The 25,666-nt window shown below is 32.2% G+C and carries 22 protein-coding genes; 3 read left to right on the top strand and 19 right to left on the bottom strand.

All coding sequences use genetic code 11. From position 1 onward, the window contains the following. Nucleotides 1–18 precede the first annotated feature (18 nt). The 17 genes from mobP2 to I589_RS07790 all read right to left on the bottom strand — a co-directional run bounded on the left by mobP2 (nt 19) and on the right by I589_RS07790 (nt 19,744). Complete coding sequence (gene mobP2, locus I589_RS07870) at nt 19–1,950, bottom strand: MobP2 family relaxase (RefSeq protein WP_010768639.1); 1,932 nt, start codon at nt 1,948–1,950, stop codon at nt 19–21. Nucleotides 1,951–2,022: 72 nt separating this feature from the next. Beyond that, nucleotides 2,023–2,379 carry a hypothetical protein gene (locus tag I589_RS07865; RefSeq protein ID WP_010768640.1) on the bottom strand — a complete coding sequence of 119 codons (357 nt, stop codon included), beginning with the start codon at nt 2,377–2,379 and terminating at the stop codon, nt 2,023–2,025. A 5-nt stretch (nt 2,380–2,384) separates the two neighbouring features. Further along, nucleotides 2,385–2,627, bottom strand: a complete 243-nt coding sequence (locus I589_RS07860; RefSeq protein WP_010768641.1) for a hypothetical protein — start codon at nt 2,625–2,627, stop codon at nt 2,385–2,387. A gap of 230 nt (nt 2,628–2,857) precedes the next feature. Continuing rightward, nucleotides 2,858–3,706: a hypothetical protein gene (locus I589_RS07855; RefSeq protein ID WP_010768643.1), complete on the bottom strand. Its 849-nt coding sequence runs from the start codon at nt 3,704–3,706 to the stop codon at nt 2,858–2,860. Nucleotides 3,707–3,728: 22 nt separating this feature from the next. After that, a complete protein-coding gene (locus I589_RS17810) occupies nt 3,729–4,235 on the bottom strand; it encodes an EF0163 family protein (RefSeq protein ID WP_010768644.1) in 507 nt (168 codons plus the stop codon). A gap of 1 nt (nt 4,236) precedes the next feature. Beyond that, nucleotides 4,237–5,343: a glucosaminidase domain-containing protein gene (locus tag I589_RS07845; RefSeq protein ID WP_010768645.1), complete on the bottom strand. Its 1,107-nt coding sequence runs from the start codon at nt 5,341–5,343 to the stop codon at nt 4,237–4,239. Further along, a complete protein-coding gene (locus I589_RS07840) occupies nt 5,340–6,497 on the bottom strand; it encodes a toprim domain-containing protein (RefSeq protein ID WP_010768646.1) in 1,158 nt (385 codons plus the stop codon). Before I589_RS07840 ends, I589_RS07845 begins: the two co-directional genes overlap by 4 nt. Nucleotides 6,498–6,667: 170 nt before the next feature. Then, nucleotides 6,668–9,163, bottom strand: a complete 2,496-nt coding sequence (locus tag I589_RS07835) for a hypothetical protein (protein WP_010768648.1) — start codon at nt 9,161–9,163, stop codon at nt 6,668–6,670. Further along, entirely contained in the window at nt 9,144–9,551 is a 408-nt protein-coding gene (locus I589_RS07830) for a DUF5592 family protein (protein WP_010768649.1), read from the bottom strand. Before I589_RS07830 ends, I589_RS07835 begins: the two co-directional genes overlap by 20 nt. Next, entirely contained in the window at nt 9,551–11,386 is a 1,836-nt protein-coding gene (locus I589_RS07825) for a pLS20_p028 family conjugation system transmembrane protein (RefSeq protein ID WP_010768650.1), read from the bottom strand. Before I589_RS07825 ends, I589_RS07830 begins: the two co-directional genes overlap by 1 nt. Continuing rightward, nucleotides 11,386–13,647 carry a type IV secretory system conjugative DNA transfer family protein gene (locus I589_RS07820; protein WP_162140350.1) on the bottom strand — a complete coding sequence of 754 codons (2,262 nt, stop codon included), beginning with the start codon at nt 13,645–13,647 and terminating at the stop codon, nt 11,386–11,388. Before I589_RS07820 ends, I589_RS07825 begins: the two co-directional genes overlap by 1 nt. Nucleotides 13,648–14,014: 367 nt before the next feature. Beyond that, nucleotides 14,015–14,194 carry a hypothetical protein gene (locus I589_RS07815; RefSeq protein ID WP_034684888.1) on the bottom strand — a complete coding sequence of 60 codons (180 nt, stop codon included), beginning with the start codon at nt 14,192–14,194 and terminating at the stop codon, nt 14,015–14,017. A 93-nt stretch (nt 14,195–14,287) separates the two neighbouring features. After that, nucleotides 14,288–15,025, bottom strand: a complete 738-nt coding sequence (locus I589_RS07810; protein ID WP_010768652.1) for a hypothetical protein — start codon at nt 15,023–15,025, stop codon at nt 14,288–14,290. Further along, nucleotides 15,026–15,313 carry a hypothetical protein gene (locus tag I589_RS07805; RefSeq protein ID WP_010768653.1) on the bottom strand — a complete coding sequence of 96 codons (288 nt, stop codon included), beginning with the start codon at nt 15,311–15,313 and terminating at the stop codon, nt 15,026–15,028. Next, nucleotides 15,310–15,492, bottom strand: a complete 183-nt coding sequence (locus I589_RS07800) for a hypothetical protein (RefSeq protein ID WP_010768654.1) — start codon at nt 15,490–15,492, stop codon at nt 15,310–15,312. The genes I589_RS07805 and I589_RS07800 overlap by 4 nt, the downstream gene beginning before the upstream one ends. Nucleotides 15,493–15,507: 15 nt before the next feature. Next, nucleotides 15,508–18,723, bottom strand: coding sequence for an MSCRAMM family collagen-binding adhesin EcbA (ecbA, locus tag I589_RS07795; protein WP_010768655.1), 3,216 nt, complete (start codon nt 18,721–18,723; stop codon nt 15,508–15,510). Nucleotides 18,724–18,937: 214 nt separating this feature from the next. Beyond that, on the bottom strand, nt 18,938–19,744 hold the full coding sequence (locus tag I589_RS07790) for a Mom family adenine methylcarbamoylation protein (protein ID WP_010768656.1): 807 nt from the start codon (nt 19,742–19,744) through the stop codon (nt 18,938–18,940). A 226-nt stretch (nt 19,745–19,970) separates the two neighbouring features. Between I589_RS07790 and I589_RS18340 the strand changes: the two genes are divergently transcribed. From I589_RS18340 to I589_RS07780, 3 genes are all read left to right on the top strand, one after another. Beyond that, complete coding sequence (locus I589_RS18340; protein ID WP_010768657.1) at nt 19,971–20,138, top strand: hypothetical protein; 168 nt, start codon at nt 19,971–19,973, stop codon at nt 20,136–20,138. Between the two features lie 526 nt (nt 20,139–20,664). Continuing rightward, nucleotides 20,665–21,360 (top strand): response regulator transcription factor, encoded by a 696-nt coding sequence (locus I589_RS07785; protein WP_010768658.1) that lies wholly within the window; start codon nt 20,665–20,667, stop codon nt 21,358–21,360. Then, nucleotides 21,357–22,271, top strand: a complete 915-nt coding sequence (locus I589_RS07780; protein ID WP_010768659.1) for a sensor histidine kinase — start codon at nt 21,357–21,359, stop codon at nt 22,269–22,271. Before I589_RS07785 ends, I589_RS07780 begins: the two co-directional genes overlap by 4 nt. Nucleotides 22,272–22,304: 33 nt before the next feature. On the opposite strand, the gene I589_RS07775 is transcribed toward I589_RS07780, so the two are convergent. Further along, nucleotides 22,305–24,032: an ABC transporter ATP-binding protein gene (locus I589_RS07775; protein ID WP_010768660.1), complete on the bottom strand. Its 1,728-nt coding sequence runs from the start codon at nt 24,030–24,032 to the stop codon at nt 22,305–22,307. Between the two features lie 39 nt (nt 24,033–24,071). Beyond that, nucleotides 24,072–25,433, bottom strand: coding sequence for a PapB family radical SAM/SPASM ranthipeptide maturase (papB, locus tag I589_RS07770; protein WP_010768661.1), 1,362 nt, complete (start codon nt 25,431–25,433; stop codon nt 24,072–24,074). Between the last annotated feature and the right edge of the window lie 233 nt (nt 25,434–25,666).

The raw sequence follows: 25,666 nt of genomic DNA, 5'->3' as shown, positions 1-25,666 counted from the left end.
TTTGTTTGATAAAACAAGTTAGTCTATCAACTCATTCATTTCAAACTGTACATGATAGTGAATTTCTCTGTTTAAGTAATCTTGCGTGGTTGTTCTCAACATTTTTTTTAAGTGATAATAATCACTCCTCACTAGATTTTCTAACTGATTTTGTTGAGCATCATATTTATTTTTTTTATAAGAAATTCCTCTTCCTGTAGATACGTAGTTTTGTAGAATATTTGAATCAATTTTTGGTAGATATGGTTCTGTTTGGCTGATGTCAAAACCTTCAAATTCGAAAAAGTATAGTTGGTCGTTTTCTTGAACTGCTCCTATCAAATTGATTGGTTTATCAAACTGATCTTTCTTGACAGTTCTACCACAAAAACGCCATTGTCTACTACCAAAAACTAATGTTGCATCAGGGTTTGCTTCTAAAATTTTCCGCTGATTTTCTTTAGAAAAACGTGCTAAATTATTATTTATTTCAGATGAATTAGAATTTAACTTGTTTTTATTAATGGTCTGACTGTTGGGATTAGTCTCATTTTCCAAGTTGTTGGGATCTCTTTTATCATTTTTTTCATTAAATAAATCGGTTTGTCTTTTCTGATTCATTTCTTCAATTATGCGCTCTGTTCTTTGCTTGTACCGAGTTGCATTTTGTTCATAACTTGCATAAATTTTTCTTAGAGCTTCATCAATTTTAGGATTACTTTGAAACAAATCATTTATGTTTTCATCTAACTCATCTACAATCTGTTCTTTGGGTTCATTGACGTATAAAGAAGACAAAAATAAATCTTGCTCTTCCTCTATTGACCTATCTTTTATTAGCTTATATGTTCTTTCTAGTTTGCTATTTTCTAATTTAGACTTAATTTGAGGTTTAGCTATTTCTTTGTCATATATTCTCAAACGTTCCAAAATTGTATTTCCTAGTTTATGATATAAGCCATTTTTCGCATAAAGCTTGTTTTCTAAATAGGTAGGTTGATTTTTAGGATTACCATAAGCACTTTCGTACTCATTTGAAAGTGGTAATAATTTTGCTATTAAACTTTTTAGTTCATCAGATTGCTCTGAATTTAGGTAGAGTGTCGTAATTTTATCTACTTGTTTCTTAAAATTTTGTTTTTCTGCATATCCATAGTTCCAATGCGAACGATTTTCTGGCATTGACTCGTACAATTCTTTAAACAAGTCACCATAATTCTTAGCTCCAAAAAACTCTTTATTTTCTTTGCTTTGCTGAACAATTTTATTGAATTGTTCCGAAGTTACTTGTAAAAGCTCATTCATATTCAGAAGTTCATTGACAAATACTGAGCGTGTAGATTTTATGTTTTTTTTAAGAAACTTTCCCTTTCGCTCAAACACGTTTTTTCCTTGACCAGCGGTAATTAATTTACGTGTCGACACAGATTCAACATAACCAATGTGGACATGAATGTTATCTGTATTATAGTGAATCGCACCAATCCATTTCCCATTTAAGTTTTCTTTCTTTTCTAGTTCTTTCATAGCTAGTCGAGCAGCTGCGTACAAAGCACTTTCGTTTACTTTTTCAGAGATTTCATTCATAAATCCATGATTAACTAGCCACTCATTTTTAAATGAAAAAACGTGTTGCCATAGAGGCGAACCATTTTCTTGAGCAACTTCGAAATACTTTTTCATTTTGTCTATCTCACTATCAGGTAAACGGTCATAAGTATTCGTAAAAAGAGCAGACGTTTTTTGAGGATTTGCCATGTAGTCACTGTAATTTTTAAACATAGATTCATTTGCCTCTTCTATTGTATTTTTAGCAACATTAATGTTTCGTTCAGAAAATAAATTGTATTTATTAAAGCTTTCATTTCGAACTGCTTCTGAACGATTCATATAATTGATATAATTAACGTACGCTAATTTTTTTGGTAAGACAAAAGCTGTTGAAAGTATGATACCCGCTGTAATTCTCACAAAAAACATATTCTCCTTGAAACGGCAAAAAAAGAATCTATGAGTGACTTAGATTCTTTTTTTGCCATTAATTTATTTTTTATTCAGAGCTTGAATAATTTTTTCATTTTTTTCTTTTTTTAGTTCCATTCGCGCATCCTTTAATAACTGTCCTTCTTCTACAACAGTAAAAATATTTTGTAAAGTTGCAATAGAATTGAGCATTTTTATCGCTACCAACACATCTGACTCAACATCAGAAATGACTTTCTTTGTAATCTGTAATTTTGTCTCTAGTCTACTTGCTAATTTTTGAATATCTTCTTTTTCTTCATAGTTATCCAATACTTTTTCAAGCAGTTTTCCTTCAGTTAAACTTTCCTCTGCACATAGTCGTTTGATTCGACTAATTACATCAATAGAAACCCAATAGCTCTTTTTTTTATTCATAATATTTATACCTCTTTTTTGTCTGTATTAAGTGTCACTTCACTTAGTAGCCATTCAATCAATTCATTATATTGAGAAATTAAAAACTGGTATCTAACATCTGTCTCAAACTGATACTCTTCTCTTGCTATCTTTTCAAGCAGATCTTGTAGGTATTCTTGTCTACTAGCATATCCTTTTTCTTTTGCTTGTGTATCTAATATAGCGATTGTTCCGTCGTTTATTTTTCTGATTTTTACTTCTCCCATCTTACTACCTGCCTTAATTTTTTTTGACTCTACTCTTCATTAACTTTTCTTGTTCTTAGCATCTACTCTACCGTTTCTGGTTAAGGAAGAGCATAAGGGAAACTGGGGACAGACAAGCTGTCCCGCCTTGCAGTGCAAGGCGTTTCCTTAGGACCAAAAATTCTACTTTTCCACCCCAAATTCGCCCCAAAACCATGAATTTCCCACCCCAATTCATCCCTAATTTCCTCCTAATCTTTTTCTAACTTCTTTCTATGTTCACTGACTTTCAAAACTTGAATTTTCATTTCTGCAATCAATGTTTTTTTCTCCTCATTTTTTTTCTGATAAGAATCAATTTGAGTGTTTAAGCGTTGATTAATTTCAGTAGTTTCTTCCTTTTGTTTATCCGTTTGGTAAAGACTGTCTGTCAGGTTGAGATTGATTTTTCTATCAATTTTCTCTATCTCTTTTTCATTTTTTTTAATTTGGTTTTTTACTACTCCAATCTTTTTTACTACTGCTTCTTTCTCTAAATTAGTTGCGATTAATCTATAGTCTTTTATTGATAAATGGCCCACATTTCTTAGCTTTGAACTACTAAAAAAATAGTCAACTTCCATATTATTCGAGTTTTCTTTTGGTTTGTTCACCGTTCCAATTGCTAATGCTGCTTGCTTCCAATTTGATTTTAACTTCGTTTGAATTAAGAAATAGTTACCATATAGTAGAACCAAGGGTGCTTCTCTCTTTTTTCCGTCGTCCATATTCACAATTACACTTTGATATTCTTTATCCATAGCATTACTATCCTGTATCTTAACAATTATTTTGAGGTCGTTGGCAGCTTTAGTTTTAGTTGCATATAGTACTGTAATATCCTGATTTTTAAGCTTTAAAGTCGTTCCAATATCATTTTTTATTGTAGATTGATTTGGAAATATGAATGGAGATTCCCATAAGAAAATAAGAGAAAACAATGTTACTATGGCCATAAATATTACTAATTTACTCGAAGAAAATAATAATCTTATCTTTCGATTCAGATCGATTTTTTTTATTGTTGGTACGACTCTTTTTTTCATTTTTTCAATAGACATTGTCGATTAATAGCCCCTCCCATCAAAATCCTGAAATAATATAATAAATCTTTAATTTAGTAATCTTCACTTCCTCATCAGCTACAGTTACTTTCATTAAAATAGTTTGGTCTTTATCTCCGCTTTTCTCCAATCCTGCTAATACATATTCCCTTGAATCATCTATGTTTTTGTTAATAGATAGTAACTGTCCAATGCTTGTTACTTCGACATTTGGATTACTATCTATTCCATTTTCTTTTATACATTCTTCCGTTAACAATTGTTTTACTGACTGATTACGTTGGTAGATTGATTGATAATTTATCCAGTTCTGTCCAAATTTTTTCAACAGTTCAGTAACGTTTTTATCATTTTGCACTGCCTCAACTGTTTCCCTTGCTTCCGAATAATCATTCTTACTGTTTTGACTACTATTGTTCACTATCTCTTCAGTAGTTGAGTCATGAGCTCTCCTATATGCGGCATAACCAAACAAAAGTAAGACACCCATAAAACTCAACAAGAGAAGTTTTCCTCGCTTATTCATTTTACTTCACCTTCCTAACCAAACTTCTAATTTTCGTCATCGTAAATGTGCGAGAATATTCTGCACAAATTCTTCCCTTTTCTGCATTTTGTTCATAGGTAGTAAATTGATTTCCCCCGTTTGAAACCGATGAGACAACCCCTGTATGTCCGTATATACCAGGCGAGAGCTGTCCTCCATGTTCCCAATTAATGACATCTCCCTTTTTAATTTCGTTGGCTTTCGGATACATAATTACTTTCCAACCGTACTTCTCCCAATCGTAGTCCTCGCCTATTCTTTCAGCAAATGAGTTTCCTGATCCCATTAATTTAGGTCCACCCAACTGACTAACGTAATACGCAGTCAATCCATAACACTCTCCACCATTTAATGATTGTCCAACAACTTTTTGTAATGAATTTATATTGCCAGTATTAGCTGAACCATTATTGTCAGTAGACCAATGTTTGATTGCAAAATCATCGTAATCTGTCAATTTATTTTTTGTAATTATAGACATACAATCAAGATAATATGGACTATTTACGCTAATTCCTGCAGCAGCATAACCACCTTTACCCAAAATTAGTAAACTTTGTTTTGGGTCCTTATTTCCTACAACTGCATTAAAGTTTGTTTGAGTTGCTAGCATAAAGCCATAATAGCTAAAACTTTGTTTTTGATTGTCAAATTTCATGTAGTAACCACCCTCAGAACCATTTACTCCACGAGGAGACCCTTTAGGAAAAGGGCAACCCAAAAACCAAGTGACTCCAAAAAAATTGCTATCATTTTTTGCTGTATAAGATTTCCCCCACTCGCTCTCATAGGCCCATTGCGAGATAACAACACTTGGTAAAAGTTTGTATTTTACACCAACTCCAACGGCTAATTGAGCTACCTCATCTGTAATTTGGCTACGGCCTTTAATTTCTTTAAAAATAGGTAAATCATCAGTATATTCGCCAGTAAACCCTTCTCCTGTTTCAATTTCCTGTGTATTTTCATGTGAAAGCAAACTAGTTAAAACAGCAGACTGCACAAAGGAAATCGCACCAGTAACTAAAATGAGTATGATATATCCAATGCTAAGCAACAGAAATATTTTCATTTTCACTGCTTTCATTCCATGCTCCTCATTTCTTGTAGTTCTACGTTATTATTCTTTTGGTTTGAAAAGATTTTTTCTGCTTTTTCCTTTTCATTTTTCTTCTCATTTCTTGTCGCTAATTGACCAGTTTTAGCCAGCTCTAATACTTCATTCCAGTCGCCGTTTTCTACTTCTGGTACTAACAGTTTGAGTGATAGCCCCATTTTTAGATTTTCAGACCCAATGTAGGTGCTGTGTATTCTTCTAATAGCATCTCTTCCCTTTTCGTCATTGTTGTAGGCTAAAACAACGTCAAAACCTGTAACATTAGGAAAACATTCTTTAAGCTGCTTTACAGTGCTCCACAAGATTTGCTCCTTAAGACCTTCTGTTGATAAATACCATCTCGTCCTATCAGCATATAAATTTTTATTTAGTTCAAGTAAAGATAATGATTCTATTGGAGATTCTGTCACAAAAAGGGTGATTGGATTATCTTGAGATGTTGTATATCCAAAAAGAAATCCTCTTTCTGGATTGCTGTCTAAAGCTAACCCCTTAAAATATTTTCTTGTTAATTTCATATTTCCTCTGGAATCTTCTTTTATGCGCTTTACTAGCTCTTTAGCATGTATACCTTGCACAGAAATTCCCACTAGCTCAAGAGACTGATAATTTCTTATATCACCAATCTTAAATAGTACGTTTTCTAGATTATCACTGCTAATAAGATGTTTAGCTGCAAATTTGTCTATATTTTTTTCAGACAAAAAACGTGATCGTAAATAGTTACGACCACGTTCAGACAATTTATTAGTATCATAGTTATTGAGTTTACTAAGATGTTTAGCATCAAAAAGATTTTGTATATGTTGATCTTTAGTTTCATATTTCACTCTCTGAATATTCTCTGAAGACCGAAATTCTAAGAGACTCTGAACCACCTGTTCATATGGTTCATTATAAAATTCTGAAATGAAATTTATCGCATTGTTATAACTGTGACAATCAGACCGAGAACGCCAAGTTGCTACACCCGTTTTTTTGGAGATAGTCAAAGAATCATGAACCGTATGACGCCAATGTCTACCGACACTTTCAAATTTTTCGCCTCGTAATGTCAGATAATCGAATACTGGAGTTGCTCTGGCATAATTTAATTGCCTTTCAGTAAATACTTTTGGTTTCATCCCTTTTCCTCTCTATCTTTTTTGATTGAGGAATTGTAATAGCATCGCTAAAATAATTACACATAAAATCAAACGAAAAGAAACATGAATTGTAGCTTTTTTTGATTTTTTACCATAATAAAGAACCTTAATTTTTTTACTAACTCTACTAAAAAATTTATTTTTTTCTTTCATAATCCACCATCAAATCTAGCAAGCTGTTCTTGTCGTAAATCATGTTTCATCTTTATGTTTTTTACGCCTCTGATATTTAATAGACATTCTCCTTCCATTAAAGAAGTAAAAACATCATCTAAATCAGAGGGACTAAGTTGCTCTCCAAAAACTAATTTGAATAAATTTCGAGAGGAAATATCTTGTCGGAAAATAAAACGATAGGGGGATAACTTAAACAAATTAACCACAGCTTTTGATATCTCATCATCAATTCTTCCACTTTGACTAAAGTTTGGAAACATATCACCCAATTCTTGCGATATCAAAGTCTCTCCAATCATTATTTTTCGACCTTCGCGATTATCACGATCAATGCGTTTTATTAATTGTAAATTTTTTGTACGAATTGGATTATGAAATTCATCATGTGTAATATCAGTAAAAACAAGTTCATTTGCTTTCTTTTTTCGATGGTCAAATAAATATTTTTCATGTTGTCCAACTTTTACCGATTCAGCGAAAACCATATTGTAGAGATTGTAATATTGTGCGTTATAGATGTTTTCCTCTGCTCTCAACAAGTCTTCCAAATTAAAGTTAACGAACTTTTTATCCTGTAAATTAAAAGCTGAATAGGCATTAAATAGACCTCCTTCAGCATGAATAAATTCTTCTAAATTTTGCTGTAATTCATACAAGTCTCTCTTTCTATATTCCTCTACTTCATTTCTTTTTTCTGCTACAACAATATCTAGAAAATCTTCATATCTTAGATATTGTGTTGCATCGTATTGAGTAATTTTTGATTTAGATAGACCATTTTTCAAAATATGATTTTCATATCCTAATCTAAATATTTTTTTTGCTTCTCTTAAAGTCCCACTATCTTTATCAGATTTTTCATTTAATCCCCTACCTAGAAGAAAAATCCGATACATATTGTTTAGACTTTGTTCATAACTATCTAATTCCTTTGTTTTAAGCGTTTGGGCATCTACACTTAACGGATAGATTTGGCATGGATTCGTTTTAGGTTCCCGTGCGTTAATATGACTTCCATTAAGGTATTTAGTAATCCTTTTTGCTTCATTTGATACATAAAAGCCAAAAGTGTTATTGTTCAACAGAACATTTTTTTCCTGCCTATCTTTTCCAAGTGTTGATTTACCGAAGCCCTGAGCACCAATTATAATTGTGCCATACGCTTTTCTTTGAGTATCTTTGTAATTTGTATTTAAACAAACCAAACCACTACCATACAACGGATACCCTGTATATAGTGCATTAGGGTCAATATGATTCGATGAATCAAACGGAAAGCTTCCTGCAAGTGTACTTGATTTTATATCCTTTCCTTTTCTTTGAATTAAGTCACTTCCTTCTGAGAAAGATAGAAAGAAACACCGATATTGAAGTTCTTGTTCATCTAAAAATACCGCAGCTTGAAACTTGTTTCTATTTAATTTTGTTCGAATTTCAGCTTCTTTTTCATCTAATTCTTTTAAAGTAGGTTCACATAAAACATATCTCACATGAATTTGTTTAAGAGATTCTGTAGCATCTAAAACATCTTCAACTGTTTCTTCTAATGCATAATATTCCTTTGTGGCTTTCTTCCGCCCTATTCTATTTCTAGCCGTTGCTGTTCGATCCTCATATTCCGATAGTGAACGATTTAGCGCTCCCTCGACTAACGGATTGTTGACATCAATAGTTTTTATATCCACGCTAGTCATTACGTTTGGAAGTCGAAAAATATTGGTTCCCCAAAATGGCCGGTTATTTTTTGGTCTATAAGTGACTAAGTTCATAATACGCAAATATCCATCACCAATTTGTAATGTTTTGCTATCATAGGGTTTTATACCTGCCAGAGGTTGTATTTCAGCAAGAAACTGTGGATCAACCCCTTTACTATCTACCATCTTTTGTATTTCTAACGGTCTATGTGTTGTATCTGACAAATTATAGGCTTTACCAATAGGAAGAGTACTTAAAGGATTGTAAAAGCGGAAGATTGTTTTAACCTTCTGACTCCAATCCATTTTTTCAAGATAGAAACCATTACTTGTCGCCGATAAAAGGATTCGTTGAACAGTTTTTAGTTCCTCTTCTGACTCACCAAAATACTGCAGGTAGGCAAAATCAACCATGCGACGTCGATCAAGAAATTCTAATGCTTTTAAATTTTCATTCTGTTCATATAGAATATTCTCACTACGATTTTCAACTAAACTAAAACGATTTTTTGCGTAATCTATATTATCTCCTAGATCAATAGGAAAACTAGAAAAAATTAGTTTTATATCTGACACAACTGTTTGTAAAAAGAGATGAAAATCAGCAATTGCCTGCAACTTTTCATCTCTATCTCCATCGGCAGCTTGAGAATCACCAATCTTTAAATAATCAGTAAAATTATTCTCACATGCAATACATTCTTCGTTGACGATTCTACGATAAGGTAGAATTTTGACTGTGGTCTTCCTTTTATTTGCTAAAATTTTCAATAGATTGCGCTCCTTCACTTCTTACAATCATTTCTTGTCGCCATTCATTTTCATTTAGTAGCACATCACTAAGTTCAGTTTCTCTATCAAAAAACAAACTAAAATCATAGGAAGCAATAGGATGGTATGTTTGACGATTTTTAGTTATGCTCAAAACCAGACGATGATAGTTTCTTTTTTGACTATTGCTTGCATTAGGAAGTATCCAATATAGACCAAATAAAAATATTACTATGACTGTAAAATTGCCAAGCGTAGGTACAACATGTTCTCTAAATTTTGCTGCAAATTGAAATAGCAATAACATATAGACTAAATCAGAAGAAAGAACGACTCCCCAATACTTTGCTTTAGTAATGATTTCTTCTTGAATGTTATAGACTGGCATTAATCATCATCTCCTTTTTCTATTGGGTTTGACTTTTGCGCTTTCTTATATTTTTTTAATTCTTCTCGATATTCACGGTATTCTTTACCTAATGTATGACTGCCTTTTGTTTGTACATAAAGACCTTTTTTTCGTTGATTTGGAGGTGTACTCCACTTTTTATCTAAGTGCTGATAAACAGGATTTTTTGGTTTTTCATTCAATTCAACCTCATCATTTTTACTATCCTCTTCCTCATCTTGATATATAGACTGATTTTTTTCTCTATTATTTGAAGTCGGAGCATCATCTTTTATATTTTCATCTAAAAGATGAGTAGTTTTCTCTAACTCACTATTTTTCTTCTGAATCTCACTTTCTTTTACTTCTTCTTCAGAAAGCTGACTATGTTCAGACCCTATATTTCTTTCTTCCTCTACTGAATCTGGATATGTTTCACTACCTTTTGTGTCTTCAATACTCTTTTCTCCGACTTCTTGATTATCTTTGTCGTTATGTTCTTGAGTACTGTAATTTGATTTTTGATTCTTTTCTTCCAATCTCTTGTTAGGTGACGCACTTTCTGAGTTATCTTCTTTTCTGCCAAAATATCCGGATAAGAAACCACCAGTAATAGCACTAGAAGCGGCCATTTTCTTCGTAATTCCTGTTGTTCCTCTTAAGGCAAAACTAAGACCTGTCCCTAGCACTACGGCTCCAGCAGTCCCTAAACCCGCATCTACACCAAATAATTGTTGGATTATTGCTGGACCGTCATAAAGTAGAACACAACCGCCAACAATACCAAAAAGCCTTAACCAAGTATTTTCTGTAACACTATTTACAAAACTCATGTAATAGATAAATACAAAGAACAAAACAAAAATTGAGATAATCGTCACAAAACCTACCAATATTTGCATAACTACCGTTTTAAATCTTGTGGTATCTCTAAAAGAGAAGAAAGCAATAATATTTCCCCAAATATAGTTGACTGCAGATTCCATACCCAAACGTCCAATTCTGACAAGCGATAAAACAATAGCCACTAGTAAAGCAATCACAGTTACATAAGCTGGTATCCAGTTTATCGACCATCTGTAATATCTAGGTATCAGCATATTTATTAAGTTTCCTACAACCCAAGCACCACTCTTTTCTGGCAGTTTTTCAAGAGTTTTCTCTTTGTCTTTCTTTCCCGCAACAATTTTGTTAGAAAGAACACCACTTGTATCTGCTTCATCGGGTTCATCAATAGTTTCGTTAATGTCAACTCCAATAAAATCGTCAAGATGATTTTTATCTTTCAATTCTGCTGTTTGCCACTTATCAGCCACGAAAGTATAAACATCTGCTGTATTATTCTTAACTGCTGAAATTCCTAAGTTTGCTTGATCCAGTGTTAATTCGGTAGCAGTCCCTTTTACTAAAGAGGCTCCATTGGTCATAATGCTTGGTAATAATCCTACAAGTACGATGACAAAAAAGATATTCTTCGCTATTTCCTTGTTTTCATCTGACTTACCCAACATATAAGTGGCGCCAATAATTAAAATTGAAGCCCCTACTCCAAAATTTTGAAAAGGGCGTAGTATTTCTAAAATGGAACCCGAATTTGCATTATTGAGTATCCCAGAAGCCACAGTATCGGTTCCACCAATTTCTTCAATCCCCCAAAATCCTAAAAACGCTACAGATTCATAGATAAGTTGCCCCAAACTATTTACAAGCTCAGCCATAATTTTTAGTGGACCAAACAAGATTGCTCGAAATATATCGGACCCTGTATCGCTTAGTTTTAAGTATCGGTCAAATGTTATATATATATTTATTAACTGTTCATCAGTAAAAGGCATTATGCAACTCCTTTCCAATTTTTCATAATACTAATTAGCTGTTTCTGTTTTTCTTGATCCAGATTAGAAACTAGAAATGTTATCAACTCAGCTATTGGTTGGTCTTGCACTCTTACGATTTGTACAAATTCATTTATAGTTATTGCTTGCTGCTTCAAACTATTTTTTCTGATAAATTGTTCTAATTGTTGTAATTCACTTGCTTTAAAAATTGTAGAAATAGGTTTGTCTAAAACTGACTCAAATAATTCATAATATTCAAAGACTAATTTTTCCTTCCAATTTGTTTCTATTTTTTCTTGTATCTCATTTTCAGAAGTATTCATAGAAATTAATTCAGACTCTACCAGTTGTTGTTCTCCCTCATTTAAAGTAAATAGATTTATTTGTTCTATTTCTTTAAATGAAACCTTTTTCGAATGTATTTGTTTATTGTCTTGCTTCACTTTAGCCAATTTAACTGGAAATAAATTATTTTTTTCAGGTTGAGGTTTGTTTTTCTTTATTTTCAATGTGGTTAAAATCTCCTCAATTTTTAAGCCCATGAATTGATTATTTACTGGGATTTCATCCCAAGATAATTTATCTTTTCTTCTGAAATCATCGAATTTAATCATGTTAGTATCATTTTCAAAGGTATTAAAAATAGGATATTGATAGATTGGATTTCCATCATTATCTTCTTCATGGTTAAGTCTTACTATCACACTTTCTCCTGCTCGCAACCGGCGCAACTCTGCAGTATCAAGTAAATTAAGAAATTCCAAACTTTCAATTTCACTTGCTTTTATAGATGTAGTTTCTTTTGATCTGGTTTTTGAATATACTTTTCTCTTACCTAATTGTTTAGATACAAATTCATTTGTCTCTTCTGACCCAGTACGGATATACACAAAATTTGCTAAATTTCCTAGGATTGTCTTTTCAACTGCTTCTGTATACATTTCTGTTAGTTGTGCAATATCTTGTAAAACTAGACATTGATAAAGCCAGCGTGATAAGCCCGCTGTCCACTTCTGTGTGAGTCTTGGCACAGGCAGACCTAAATTTCCACCTTCTTCGTAAATAGTGAGTACTGGTCTCACACAATGAGCTTGTGATGGATCTTCTTGTAAATCCGCTTTGTTTTTTAATATCTGATAAATTTGGTCTAAAATTAGCATTCCTAACCGATTATTTAATTCATCTGTATCAGAAAAAATGATGAATACTGCAGTTGGTTTTTCTTTATCAAATCCTATATCCTCAAGATTGTATCCATCATCATAACTAGTCATTTTTGCATTTGCACTTTGTAAGAAACTCTCTAAATCTCCATCAAAATGAGTAAGCACATTCCCTAACGTAGTTTTAGCAGGGGCACTAGCTAAAATTGCTTGATAATACTTTCTTGCTGGATTTGTCTTAGGTAATTCTTGAAAATAGACATCTAATATACTGCTACCCTCATATTTTTTTAGTAGTCTATCTAACTCTTTTTTGTTCTTTGCTCCTTCTTTTAAATACTCATAACTTTCTTTTGTAATTTTTATAGCAATCATTTCATTCGCTATATCATAAATAGTGTACGGATTTACTTTAATCTCTTCTTCGCCCTCTTTAAGAACTTGGTCAGCTACCGCCAAAGCAAGTGATGTAAATAGGTTCCGGCAAGCCTTCGTCCAAAAACCACCATCCTTTCCTTGATTCACTTCAAGGAAATAGGATTGGGCAGCTCGTCGTAGCATGTTTTCAGCATTAGCTAACTGCATTTCAGCCTTAATTAAGTATTTTTGCTGTTCTTTTTCAGTTAATTGTTGTTCTCCTTTTTTTTTAAACTGGTAATAGTGTTTGTAGTAAGTAAAAAAGACTTTGAGAATAGGAAAAGGATCAGAATAAAATTGATTAACCGTATTATATATACGAATGTTGTATCCTCTAGACTTAAGAATTTGATACCATTCACGTGGCTCAGTTCCTTTGGTAGCGGTCATAACAAATGACCATCTATCCAACTGATTTTTGGCACGTGAAATTGTATCTATAAAAGGATCAAGAAAATAGCGTGACTTGCCTATCCTAGTGGCCGCTAGGATCAACATATTCCCAATGACAGTTTCGACTAAATATCGAAACTCACCAGATTTCTTTTCTTTAGCATTTCTAGGTATCCGAGATATTGGTAAACCAGGTTTTCCATCATAATAATCCTCTTCGGAAAATGGGCGTACCGGTACGGTTGCATATTCACCAATTAGATTTTTTACATTTGCCCATTCCATACTCCCTTGAGAAAATTCATCTTCCAAAGGACGAAAATTAGTTCTCAACTGAAAGATTCTTCGGAAGATGAAATATCCACCTATTAAAAAACCAAAAAAATAGAATGTAAAATAACTGTGATTGAACTTGAAAAGACTTGATAAGAACTTTTCTTTTGAAAATATAAAGTCTCCTGTTATCGAGGTTGTCAGATTAGGAATGACAGAATCGATGAAATAGCAAATTGCGTTTAGCACTAGGAATAAAAAACAGTACATACAAACTCCGATGAAAAAGAGCAAGTATCCATTTGATAAGAACCTTAACTGAGATTGTTTCATTTTTTCATAGTTCTTTTTTGTTTTGGTTTTTCTAGTTTTGCTTTTATCAAAAAAGGTTATTTTTGCCTCCCTCTTTCTCTAGACGGCTGTATTCTTGATTAATACTATTTCTAACTAATGCAGTGTATCGGAATGTTGGATTCATTTTTTTCATTTTCTCAAGTTTTTTTTGATGGATTGGTTCTAACGTAGCTGAAACCCGCTTATTTCCTTTTCTGATAACCATATCTTGTACAATCACTCCCTTTCTTAGTGTTGCACTTCCATATACAAAAAAAGAGAAGCCATTTTGTGGCTTCTCAAACTAAGGGAACAATTTTTAAATATTTAAAAGCTTATTTTTCCAAATTTTTTCTTTTTTTAAGTCACCAAGTTGATGATAATAGGCTACAAAACATTGGATTAATTCTATATCTTTTAAACAATGAACAAACTTTTCATTATAATTTGAAAGTGTAATGTTTTTACTCATTTTTTTTGCTTCTTCGATTAGTCCCCTCTGCAACAAGAGTTTACACTTATTTAAGTAGGCAGCTTCAAGATTTTCAATAACAGAAGAATCTTTTAAATAATTACTAATGAATGCTGCTTCGTCTAATTGTCCAGCATTAATATATTTATTTACTAAAGATAGTAATTCTGACTCTGAAAAAGGAGTACGTAAAGAAAGCACTATTTCCATTTCATCTTCATAAATTCGAGAATGCCCCTTCTCCTCAATACTTGAGAACGACACCTTAGACTCTACAATCCCATCTCCTTTTTTTTCGAGATCAAAAAGTGTAGTGTATAATTGTTTGGAATCTTTTTTTGATAATTGTTTCAGCTTCACTAATTTTTTCAATTGCTCCAAAATAGATTGCTCAATCGTAGCTTTATCATAGTTTAAATAAGAATCAGTATACAAAGGAATATCGTTTTCAAGTAGTTGGTAACGAATATATTGCTTTTCCTGCATATTATTCACTATTTCATAAAAATCAGAAAAAGAAAGTTCAATGTCATCATCGCTATCGTAATCAAAAATATCCGTTGCAATAACTTTTATTTTATACATCTATCCACCTCCAATAGCAGACCAAAAGAGGTCTTTGAGAAATTGGAAATTTACAATCAAAATGGCTCCAACAAATCCACCGATAATCCATTTTTTTGCTACACCTTTAATTTCCAGCCCTAAAAAACTAGCTCCTCCATATATTAATATTAGTATACCTATTCCAACATTTGCCCACTTGGTAAAATTTGTGGACATCTTATTTTCTACGCCTGTTAAACTACTACCAATATCTGCTAAAAAAAAATGTTGGACTGCCAAAATTTTTCCAAATAATATACTTTTCACTTACTTGCCATTCCTTTCTGCTTGACATATTGAGCTAAAGCTTCCAGAATGACTGTATCTTTTTCTTCAATAAATTGACAATGTTTTTCATACAGCCAACTCTCATAACTGTCCTCTTGAGCACTCAATAATAATTTTACACGCCTCTTAGCTGAATTTAATTCCGTTCTTGTTGGCATAAATTCCTATCTCCTTTAATGCTTCTTTTTACTATAAAATTTGTAAAATATATAACTAAGAACTACGACTAAAATAATTATTCCTAAAACAAAAATGACCGGAGTATTTTTTTCTCCAGTCTGAGGTAATTTATTCTTTTCTTCATTTGCAGTCGGATTCACAACATCAGAAGGTTTCAAAGTTTGAGTTTTTTCATTTAGTTCTTCATTGTGTTTTCCGTTTATTTCTCCAGATTTATCATAGTTAATTTCAGCAAAAGTGAAGCTTGTACCTTTTGGATATTTACTCGTATCTACTTTTTCTGAAAGTACTGTCTTTGTAAATTCTTTGTCATTCACTACATAGTCGATCTTTCCAGATTTCCAAATTTCTTTTTTTGTACCATCAGAAAACAAAGCATAGAGAATTGTTTCAAATGATTCTTTTGAACCGTCAAGAACATCGTGATTAATGGATACATCGTCAAACATATCAACAACATCACCGTAAGAAAAAGTTTGCGAACCGTTTTCTAAATGGGCCTTCGTCTGAATCGACACCTGAGGTTTTACAGTGCATTTGACGGTTTGTGCTTGATTGGTCAAGCTATCATCTTTTGCAATAGGTGCCTCGCCAGCTTTAAAAGACTTTTTGCTGCTATATACATAATTAAATAAAACAATTGTTTTATTCATTACTTGTTCTGATGTGAGTTTATGAAGAATTTGCCACGTCCCTGTTTTTTCTTTATTGGCTAACGTGGTTTTCGTTTCAGCAATCACTACCGGTTTCGCCTTGTCATCTTTTTCTTTAGCAGCTTTCGTGGCTACAACATCAATTGCTTGTGCTACTACATACCAATTTTCTTTGACTTCATGTAAATTGTAACTTAATTTATCAAGTAAATTCGTATTATCCAGACCTTTTATTTCTTTGCTAGCTTCTTCATCCCAAACCGCTAGAGAAGTCAAACTATCCTCATTTTCAGGTAAATCGTAAAGGAGCAATCGATTTAAATTAACAGAAAAGTTTGTATTGGTTAATTTTTCATACGGAACGATGACCGTTTTTATTGGTTCCTTTTGTCCTTTCTCAGTAATCGTGAAGATATATTCGCTTTTGATGTAGTCATCTTTATTTTCCTTGAAAGTCGTTCTAATTTCCAGAGGTTGAATTTTTTGAAATCCATCTGGTGCTTTAACTTCTTGCAATAAGTAATCTCCGTAAGGTAAATTTTCAAACTTTCCATATCCATCAAAACCTAACTGTTCATTATAACCTGTGATAGCTTCGTCATTAGCTCCTGTGATTTCGGCGGTTCCTTTTAAAGGAGTTATCTTGAAAGTAAGATCATTAAATCCCGTACTTGCAGTACCTGCTAAGGAACTTGCAAATTTAAAAAAATCAAAGCCGAAACGGATTACTTGTTGCTTTGCTGTAACGTCACGAGTGATAACCGCATTTTGCTCAGTGTCATCAATTTTTTTGATGGAAACAGGATATTTCGTTTGATCTAAAGTATAGCCTTCAGGAGCTTGAGTTTCCTGCCAATAATACTCATTAATAGCCAAGTGTTTAACTGCTATTTGATTTTTTTCATCTATTCTAAGAGTAACTGTTTCATTAGATGCTTTCGTACCTTGAATTAGCTCAGGTTTAAATTCATCTGTCCATTTTACGGCATCATTTACTTTATGCATAGCGTCCCCTTTTGCATAAAACAACGTATATTGTGCACCAGAAAATTCTGCTTTCCCTTGTGTTTTATTACCGGTTTCCTTGTCTTCTTTAGTTATTAATGTCTTTCCAGTAACCTCTTGATTCTGACCTTTTACATCGCTTACAACAAGTGCTACGGTTTGATTTGCATACTTTAATTCAACTTTGATTGGTTTGAAGCTATTTACGAATCCATTACTAGCCTTGGTTTCCGTCACATAGTAGGTACCCAATTCCAAAGCATTCGCAATATCTTTGGGCGTTTCCGCATGACCTTTTTCATCAGTAGTTATTTCTTGGACAATTGCTCCTGTCAGACTATCCTTTCGAATTGCAAAGGTATTCCCAGCTAAAGAATAATTCTCGTTCCAAAGGTCAGTACCTGTTTCAATTCCCGTTTTATCTAAAAGTATTTGACCCTTTTCACGCGTATTTTTTTTAGTTACGGTAATGGTTTCTCCAGCTTTGATTGTCGTTGTTACCGGCGTGGTATCAATCGTATAAGGTTTGGGTACCGATTTTTCTGTGATGATTACTTTTGTACCATGAGGAATCCCATCCAATACAGCGATTCCTTCTTTATCAGTAGTCACTTCTTTTTCAGGAAGGATTTTCCCAAAATCTAAATGAAATACGGTTCCCGCTACATTACTACCAGATTCTTTATCAACCTTCCTAATTTTCAACGACCCGTTTTTTTCTACTTGAATTTTGACTGTGTAGGTTGTTGGTTTATCAATAGCACCCGCCATCACAGTTTGCAGACCTAATTTTTTATACGCAACTGGTGTGCCAGTACCTTCCGAGCGTTGTAAAACCAATTCACCGCTTACTTTTGAGTTAGCATTTGGTGTAATAATTAATTGATTCCCACTCACACGGTAATCAACATTTGCTGTATTTTTAACAACTTCATTAAATTCAGACAGGTTAACACCGTTTTTGTCACTAAGAGTTGTAGATTTTCCTAAAATTGTTTTTACAGTTGTATGATCAAAACTTGGTTTCTTTTGGTAGTCATTTATTACTTGATTGATTTTACTTTCAATCCCTTTACTATCAATCAATGTACCATTAGGACTAATTACTTTATCAAGTGACAAACCATTGACTTCTTCCCATACCATTTTTTGTGCAACCATTTGTGTATCCATATCAGTACCCACTTTGTTCCACAAAACGGTAATTAATTTTGCTTTGTCGGGCATGGTAGGCAGCGGATTTTTTTCATATCCAGGGGTAGACTCGTCAGGAATCGGTATGCCAGGATCAATACAAAAAACAGCTTGTTTTTGTTGGTTATAGACTGCAAATAATCCTGTTGTTTTAGTCGCAAAACTGGTGCCATTTGCATAAGCACCTGAAACATTATAGAGTTTACTAGCATCGTATTCGATTGAAACATTTTGTGGATAGTCAATACTTCTTTCTTTCGCATATCCTGCACTGGAGATAGAGCCAATTGCAATTGATTGTAAAATAATACTGAGCAACAGAACAGATCTCTTCTTACAAAGTTTGATTAACTTCATTTTACTTGCTCCTTTAATCTTAATTAGATTCAAAAAAATCTATCAGCATGCTAGTCAACATCATAGGATTTTCACCTCTTCCCGACTTTCACGGCAAGCTATTTTAATATTAGAAGTACCATTATCCCTTTATAGTTCATTGCACTGAAGTGACTAACTCCAGGTTCCAAAGAAATTCTATCGCTCCTCTATATCTGCTCTCTCTAACTCATTATTAGAATTTTTGACTATTGTAAAAATTTACATTTCTATTAAATTTAGGACGATTGATTTTTTTATACTTTCTGTAAGCTACACGTTTTTCAAAAAGTAACTCATTATTTTTCGGATACTTATTCTGACTAAAATTTACTGACTCATCTAAAATCTTTTTGGCTACTTTTTTCAGAGGAAAAATGTATCTAAACATTCTTCCATTAATTTTCTCAATCCCTTTATATGTGCAGAAATCATGCGTTAACCAATTTCTTTTTTTCACGTCATCAAAATTTGCGTTTTCTTCTAATAACTTTTTCGCACTCCTGGGATGAATCTTTTCGCCACTCTTCTTATCCCTATAAACACTCGTTTTGAAACTTCCCCCATAATAAAAATTAGAAGCTTGATAAACGTATCCACACTTGCCCTCAATGCCATCTGCAAGAGTATATAAAAAAAGATAGTTTGTATTTTTCTTGAGCCATTTTATTAGAGAAGACAGAGCGTAGCTTCCAAAATAGCGGTTATTATTCATTTCCGGAAGAAAACACATCTTACCAACTTCTAAATAATCCTTAGTTGAAAAACTACGATTTGGAAATATCTTTCTTATCGTTTGGAGAGGTTGTGTCCCCCACCCTAACATGAAAACGCCTAATAATTTTGGTTTTTCATCTTTTAAATCAAACATTCCCAAGTAGTATTTAACTAGCTTTGGAATTACCTTTGAATAATGATATTTTCGTACAAAGCTTATTGCACAATCTTTTGCAAGGTGACTAATCTTTAATTCATGACCAATCTTAATTCCTTTAGTAATCATCTCCTTTACTCATTGAGTTGAGATTCGCTGAAATATTATCTTTGCGTTTCTTTTTTTAAGGCTCGCTACAAAGTTTTTTGTACTGATAGATTGTGTATTAAATTTTCAATGGTCAATTGGTGTTCATCTAATACCAATCAATCAAATTAAAAAGAGACACACTTGATTAAAATGAAAAAAATAAAATAGGTTTCTTGCGTATTTATTTTTAGAGGGGGAATCATCAATGGAAAAAATATTAATGAAAAATACATCTGTCTATTTATTTACAGATGTAGGATTTGCTGCGTGGACTTTTGAGACTGTAGAATTAGCAGAATACTTGTTTATATTATTAAAAATCAGTATAGAAGTTGAGATGAAAATTGATGACTTATGTGAATTATCATTATAAAATACTGTATATCCAGCGTTTTATCATCGATTATGTCAATTAATTTTGTGAATCTATTTCAACAGACTTTTTAATCTGATTTAATTTACACAAGTTGTAGATATGGTTTTTGTTTAACTTACCTTAATAATTGAAACTAATTAAAGGTATTAAAAATATTCCAGAATCAAAAGAATATTCTTTTGATTCTGGAATCACATCAATGGCTATCCCCATTTCGAGTAATCACATGAGGGTGAAAGTATCTATTTAAAAAAATTTAAAAGTTTAGCTACTTTTAAAAATGATTTTGGTTTCTATATATTAGCCGAGTTGGACAAATTTTTTTAGAAAACTAAAAATCCAGTCTTAATCATATTTCTTTAATCTCTCAATATTTAAAATTACAACTGTTAATTTCTAAGCATGGTTGCATCTATTTTGATATAATTAAATATAAGAAAAATTACTTTTGTTGATTTCAATAAAATATACTTAGTCAGGCAACTAATTATATAGCCTAAGGCTGAAAGAGAGGCGATACGAAATGGATCGAATTTTATTAATAGAAGATGACCTTGACTTGAGCGAAATGCTTGTAGAATATCTTGTCAGTGAAAATTTTGATGTTATACCAGTATATGATGGAGAACAAGCTAAGGTAGAATTAAGTAATACCTTTGATTTAATTTTGTTAGATCTTATGCTTCCAAGGACTAGTGGTATTGATGTATTAAAGTTCATTCGACAACATACTTTTTTACCCGTAATAATTTTAACAGCAAAGTCTTCTGAGCAAGATAAAACGATAGGTTTCAACCTTGGGGCAGACGATTACATGGTCAAACCATTTTCACTAATTGAGCTTTCGGCCAGAATTCGTGCACAGCTCCGTCGCTCCCAAAAATACTCTACAATTAAACAGAGTGATATAGTTAAGGTTCTCACTTACAAAGATTTATCTATTGATTTCACTTCTTTTTCTGTGAAAAAAGATAAGGAAAAAATAGCACTGACAAAAAAAGAATTTGAAATTTTAACTCTTTTAGTATCGAACCAAGGAACTGTTTTTTCAAAAGCACGCATGTATGAATTAGTATGGAAAGAAACCTATTATGGAGAAGAAAATATTATCAATGTATCAATTAACAGACTTAGAAAAAAACTATCTAAAAATTCTCAAGATGAGTATATTAAAACACTTTGGGGTATTGGATACACAATGGAGGAAATAACGAAATGAATACACTAATTCCAATCATTGTTCTAGTGTTATCCTTATTCTCTCTCATAGAATATGTTAAAGTGAAACAGACGAAAAAACAGTTATTGAGCCTTATTAAAGAAGCCAAACGAGTTGCTACTTCTAATTCAGAAAGTACATTGCTGTTCAAAACAGATGATAAAATAGTAAAAAAAATGTGTGCTGAATTAAACGAGATTGTTTCGCAAAACAACAAAAATAAAATCGAATATGATGCTGCGAGAAATTCCGTTTCAAGTACTCTTTCTAACATTTCCCACGACATAAAAACACCTCTTGCAACTGCTTTAGGTTATATTGAGATACTAGAGCAAACATCAAGTGTTTCTAGCTATTCAACAAAAATAAAAAATAAAATTATTGAGGTTAATCAAATTGTTTCGCAATTTTCAATTCTAGCTAAATTAGATTCTAACGACATGCTTTTTTCTATAGAGCCAATAAATATTAATGAGCTTTGTAGACAAATACTTTTTTCATTCAGTCCAACCTTTATAAGTAATAATTTTGAGGTGCAGGTCAGTATTCCTGAGAATGGAACTATAATTTATACTGACCGTTATGCACTCAAGAGTATTTTAGAGAATTTAATTAATAATGTGTTGGTTCATGGAAAAGATGGTAATTTTTTTAGCTTAACCCTTCAGAGAGAACATTCAAATGTAATTATAAGTATTGGAGATAAAGGGAAGGGAATCGCTAAAAAAAATATTTGTAATATATTTGATAGAACATTTATGGAAGACAGTTCGAGAAATACAAAAAATCAAGGAAGTGGTTTAGGATTAGCGATAGTAACTGAATATCTAACAAGATTAAATGGTCAAATCGAAGTTACTAGCAAACCCTATGTAGAAACATTATTTAAAGTAACCATCCCAATATCATAAATATTTAGTCGTTAAATATCAAAAGTCCCAATCTTAGCTGTAGGATTGGGACTCTTTAACATTCATAAATTGACTTTCTACATATTCTTTATATAGGGAATGCGACTTTATTAGTTCTAAATGCTTACCCTCTCCTGTTATCTGACCATTCTCAATAAAAATAATTTTATCTGCATCAATTACTGTGGATAAGCGATGTGCAATAATTAAAGTCATTCTTTCTCTCATTAAATTTTTTAATGCTTGTTGAACAACTTCCTCAGAAGAGCTATCCAAATTTGCTGTAGCTTCATCAAGTAAAAGGATTTTCGGACTTCTTAAAAATGCTCTTGCAATAGCAATCCTCTGCTTCTCCCCACCTGATAACTTTGTCCCTTTCTCTCCTATATTTGTATGAATTCCCTTGGGAAGAAGGTTAACAAACTCCAAAGCGCACGATTGGCTCAACGCTTGAATACATTGGTTTTCAGAAACAGAGAATCTAAGACCATATATTAGATTATCATAAATTGTCCCGCTTAAAAGTGAGTTTTCCTGAGATACATAACCAACTTGAGATCTGAGATTTTTTATAGGCACATCCAAAATTGAATGGTTTCCAAACAGTATATCCCCTTCTTTCAAATCATAAAATCGTTCTATCAAGCCAAATATGGTTGTTTTACCAGCTCCGCTAGGACCGACAAATGCGACTGTATGTTTAGGCTGAACTTCAAAACTTACGTCTTTGAGTACATTAATTCCGTAGTCATACTCAAAATTTACATTTTTAAACTTTAATGGTTGATTTTCTATATTAATTTCTTGTCCTTTAGACAAATCTTCTACATCTAATTCTAAAAGATCAATTACCCGCTTTGATGCTCCCTGAACACTTTTTAACTGATTGACAAAACTGAGTATAATTATTGTAGGTGATATCACTTGTAGTAAATACATGAGAAAAGCTAGTAAAGTTCCTGTAGAAATTTCTTGTTTTGAGATACGAACAGCACCAAAAACTAACAAACATATAAGCATTGATGTCATAACAAGTAAAATCAGTGAATTTCCCAAAGATTCTATTTTTGTTAAATTAAATCCTATCCTAAAAAGAGAGTTGAGTTGAGTAGTGCCTCTTTTTTTTTCGTAATTTTCACTATTAGAGTACTTGACTAATTTTATTTCACTTATAATTTGATTAGCATATCCAGTGAATTCAGATAGTTCTTGTTGATATTGTTGAGATCTGTGTTTAATTTTTCTTCCCATAGGTAAAACTATCAGTAGAAGGATAGGAAACACAGCGAATATTAAAAGTGTCATCTTATAATCTATACACATCAATATGATTACTGCCCCTATCAAAGAGATTACACTAGTTATCAAAGATGGGATTTTATTAGAAATGAAATTTTTTATGACTCCAGTATCATTTACTAGCAAACTTGTGATTTCTCCAGATTTGTTATTTTCAAAGTATCTAATTCTTAAACTAATAATTTTTTCCCATACTATTATTCTAAATCCCCCTACTATTCCTTCACCTATATAAGATAGACTCACTACACTAACAGTAGAAGCTGCTGCTTGAAAAATAAACAGTAAAATTACATTACTAAAAGAAGATAAAGAAAGGTTTTTTCCTGAAACAGCATCAATAATATTTTTAGACAAAATAGGTATCAACAAACTTATTACAGTACTCAGTAAACTTGAAAAGATACCTAATAAAAATATTGTTTTTTTTATTTTCAATTGTTTTAGTAGAATATTATACATAAACTAGTAATCCTTTATTGTATTTTTTACGCTGATTAATCAATGAAACAATTTTTTTCTATCTTCATTGTTTAATTCTAAGTATAGCTTGACTATTTCTTCTGAAGTCATTTTCATGAATTTACAGTATCTTGATGAAGCTTTCTCCATAAATCCTGTTTGTTCATAATTCTCAAATGGACATCCACCTAAGCAAAGGTTCCTAGCCCAGCAACTGTCACACTTAACATGATTTAATACATGTTGCTTATCTTTAAATTCCTGTACATTTTCTACTCCAATTTCAAGATCACCAATCTTAAAATTTTCTTTGGACACAAATCTATGGCACGGGAACAAACTTCCATCTATATCCACAGCATACACACCTTGCCCAACATTACAACCCACTTGTCTTTCTTCAGGAAATTCTAATTTTTGTAATATTCCGTATATCATTGGAATCTTTACAACATCATCATACTTCTTTAAGTCAATCAATTCTTTACAGTAATGAATTAATCGAATAAATTCTTTTATCCTAATTTCGTATGCTTCATCATCAATCATGTTTTCTGCAACAGCCATTGGGATTGCAGAAAATCCTAAATCATTCAAATGATTATATATTTCCGTATAATTTAAATTTTCAGAGGTTAACGTTGCACGACCACTTACTCGAGTCCTTTCTCTCAGACTTTTTGTTCTGTCTAAAATTAGGTCATAAGAGCCTCTTCTATTTTCAAAAAATCTATTTTTATCGTGTTGTTTTTTATTTCCATCTAAACTTATTTGAATCATCACATTATTTTCTACAAGAAAATCTTCGATTCTCTTATTAATCAGAGTTCCATTAGTTGTTATCGTAAATCTGAAAATCTTATTAGTTGAGATTTCTTTCCCCTTACAATATTTGACAACCTCTTTAATTAAACGAAAGTTCATCAAGGGTTCTCCTCCAAAAAAAGCTACTAATAATTCTTTTTCTTTTGACTCCTTAATCAAATAATCTACTGCCTTTATTGCTGTATCGATAGACATTTTACCTTTATTGAAATATTCTCCACCTTCACCATAGCAATATGAACATTTCATATTACATTCTTGTATAAGCATGAGAGTAAGCGAAGAGAGACCTACCCCGTTCTTTGGTATATCCGTAAAAACGGATTCCTCAATTTGATTTTTAAAAAAATTTGCTGCCATCATCCCTTGTATTAAGTTTAAATATTCTTCTTGGGTAAATAGTTCTCTTAATGAATGGAAACCTTGTTCAATTGTCTTACCCTCTTCCCGAAGAAATTGTTCCGTTCTGCTATCTATTTGAAAGAGCTTATTATCATTAATCTTAAACACATAGTTTTTTCCGTTATTTCTAAATATTTTGTATGGTTCAAATTCGATAAGTGATTGATTATTCATCCTTAGACCTCCAAATGATTGATTGTTATAAAAAGAATCCACTCTAGATAATTTGTTATCTAAAGTGGATTCTTCTCAAATTTAACTTAGTACATCCCATGACCACTCATCACAGAATAAACAAGGCCAACGGCGTGTTTTTCCTACTGACTGATTTACTGTTTCAAACATAGTTTTCACCTCACTATCTTCTTTTTTTTCTATAGTCACTCTAACTAAATAAAGTATACTAA

This window comes from Enterococcus phoeniculicola ATCC BAA-412 (assembly GCF_000407505.1).
In the GTDB taxonomy this organism is placed as follows: Bacteria; Bacillota; Bacilli; order Lactobacillales; family Enterococcaceae; genus Enterococcus_K; species Enterococcus_K phoeniculicola.
The sequence above is the reverse complement of the archived record's forward strand: the minus strand, read 5'-3'. Positions and strand labels throughout refer to the sequence as shown.

Bases quoted from the DNA above. Each gene is read 5' to 3' on its own strand.
- I589_RS07865 (WP_010768640.1), bottom strand. From the start codon at position 2,379: ATGAATAAAAAAAAGAGCTATTGGGTTTCTATTGATGTAATTAGTCGA.
- I589_RS07860 (WP_010768641.1), bottom strand. From the start codon at position 2,627: ATGGGAGAAGTAAAAATCAGAAAAATAAACGACGGAACAATCGCTATA.
- I589_RS07855 (WP_010768643.1), bottom strand. From the start codon at position 3,706: ATGTCTATTGAAAAAATGAAAAAAAGAGTCGTACCAACAATAAAAAAA.
- I589_RS17810 (WP_010768644.1), bottom strand. From the start codon at position 4,235: ATGAATAAGCGAGGAAAACTTCTCTTGTTGAGTTTTATGGGTGTCTTA.
- I589_RS07845 (WP_010768645.1), bottom strand. From the start codon at position 5,343: ATGAAAGCAGTGAAAATGAAAATATTTCTGTTGCTTAGCATTGGATAT.
- I589_RS07840 (WP_010768646.1), bottom strand. From the start codon at position 6,497: ATGAAACCAAAAGTATTTACTGAAAGGCAATTAAATTATGCCAGAGCA.
- I589_RS07830 (WP_010768649.1), bottom strand. From the start codon at position 9,551: ATGCCAGTCTATAACATTCAAGAAGAAATCATTACTAAAGCAAAGTAT.
- I589_RS07825 (WP_010768650.1), bottom strand. From the start codon at position 11,386: ATGCCTTTTACTGATGAACAGTTAATAAATATATATATAACATTTGAC.
- I589_RS07820 (WP_162140350.1), bottom strand. From the start codon at position 13,647: ATGGAATGGGCAAATGTAAAAAATCTAATTGGTGAATATGCAACCGTA.
- I589_RS07815 (WP_034684888.1), bottom strand. From the start codon at position 14,194: ATGGTTATCAGAAAAGGAAATAAGCGGGTTTCAGCTACGTTAGAACCA.
- I589_RS07810 (WP_010768652.1), bottom strand. From the start codon at position 15,025: ATGTATAAAATAAAAGTTATTGCAACGGATATTTTTGATTACGATAGC.
- I589_RS07800 (WP_010768654.1), bottom strand. From the start codon at position 15,492: ATGCCAACAAGAACGGAATTAAATTCAGCTAAGAGGCGTGTAAAATTA.
- ecbA (WP_010768655.1), bottom strand. From the start codon at position 18,723: ATGAAGTTAATCAAACTTTGTAAGAAGAGATCTGTTCTGTTGCTCAGT.
- I589_RS07790 (WP_010768656.1), bottom strand. From the start codon at position 19,744: ATGATTACTAAAGGAATTAAGATTGGTCATGAATTAAAGATTAGTCAC.
- I589_RS18340 (WP_010768657.1), top strand. From the start codon at position 19,971: ATGGAAAAAATATTAATGAAAAATACATCTGTCTATTTATTTACAGAT.
- I589_RS07785 (WP_010768658.1), top strand. From the start codon at position 20,665: ATGGATCGAATTTTATTAATAGAAGATGACCTTGACTTGAGCGAAATG.
- I589_RS07780 (WP_010768659.1), top strand. From the start codon at position 21,357: ATGAATACACTAATTCCAATCATTGTTCTAGTGTTATCCTTATTCTCT.
- I589_RS07775 (WP_010768660.1), bottom strand. From the start codon at position 24,032: ATGTATAATATTCTACTAAAACAATTGAAAATAAAAAAAACAATATTT.
- papB (WP_010768661.1), bottom strand. From the start codon at position 25,433: ATGAATAATCAATCACTTATCGAATTTGAACCATACAAAATATTTAGA.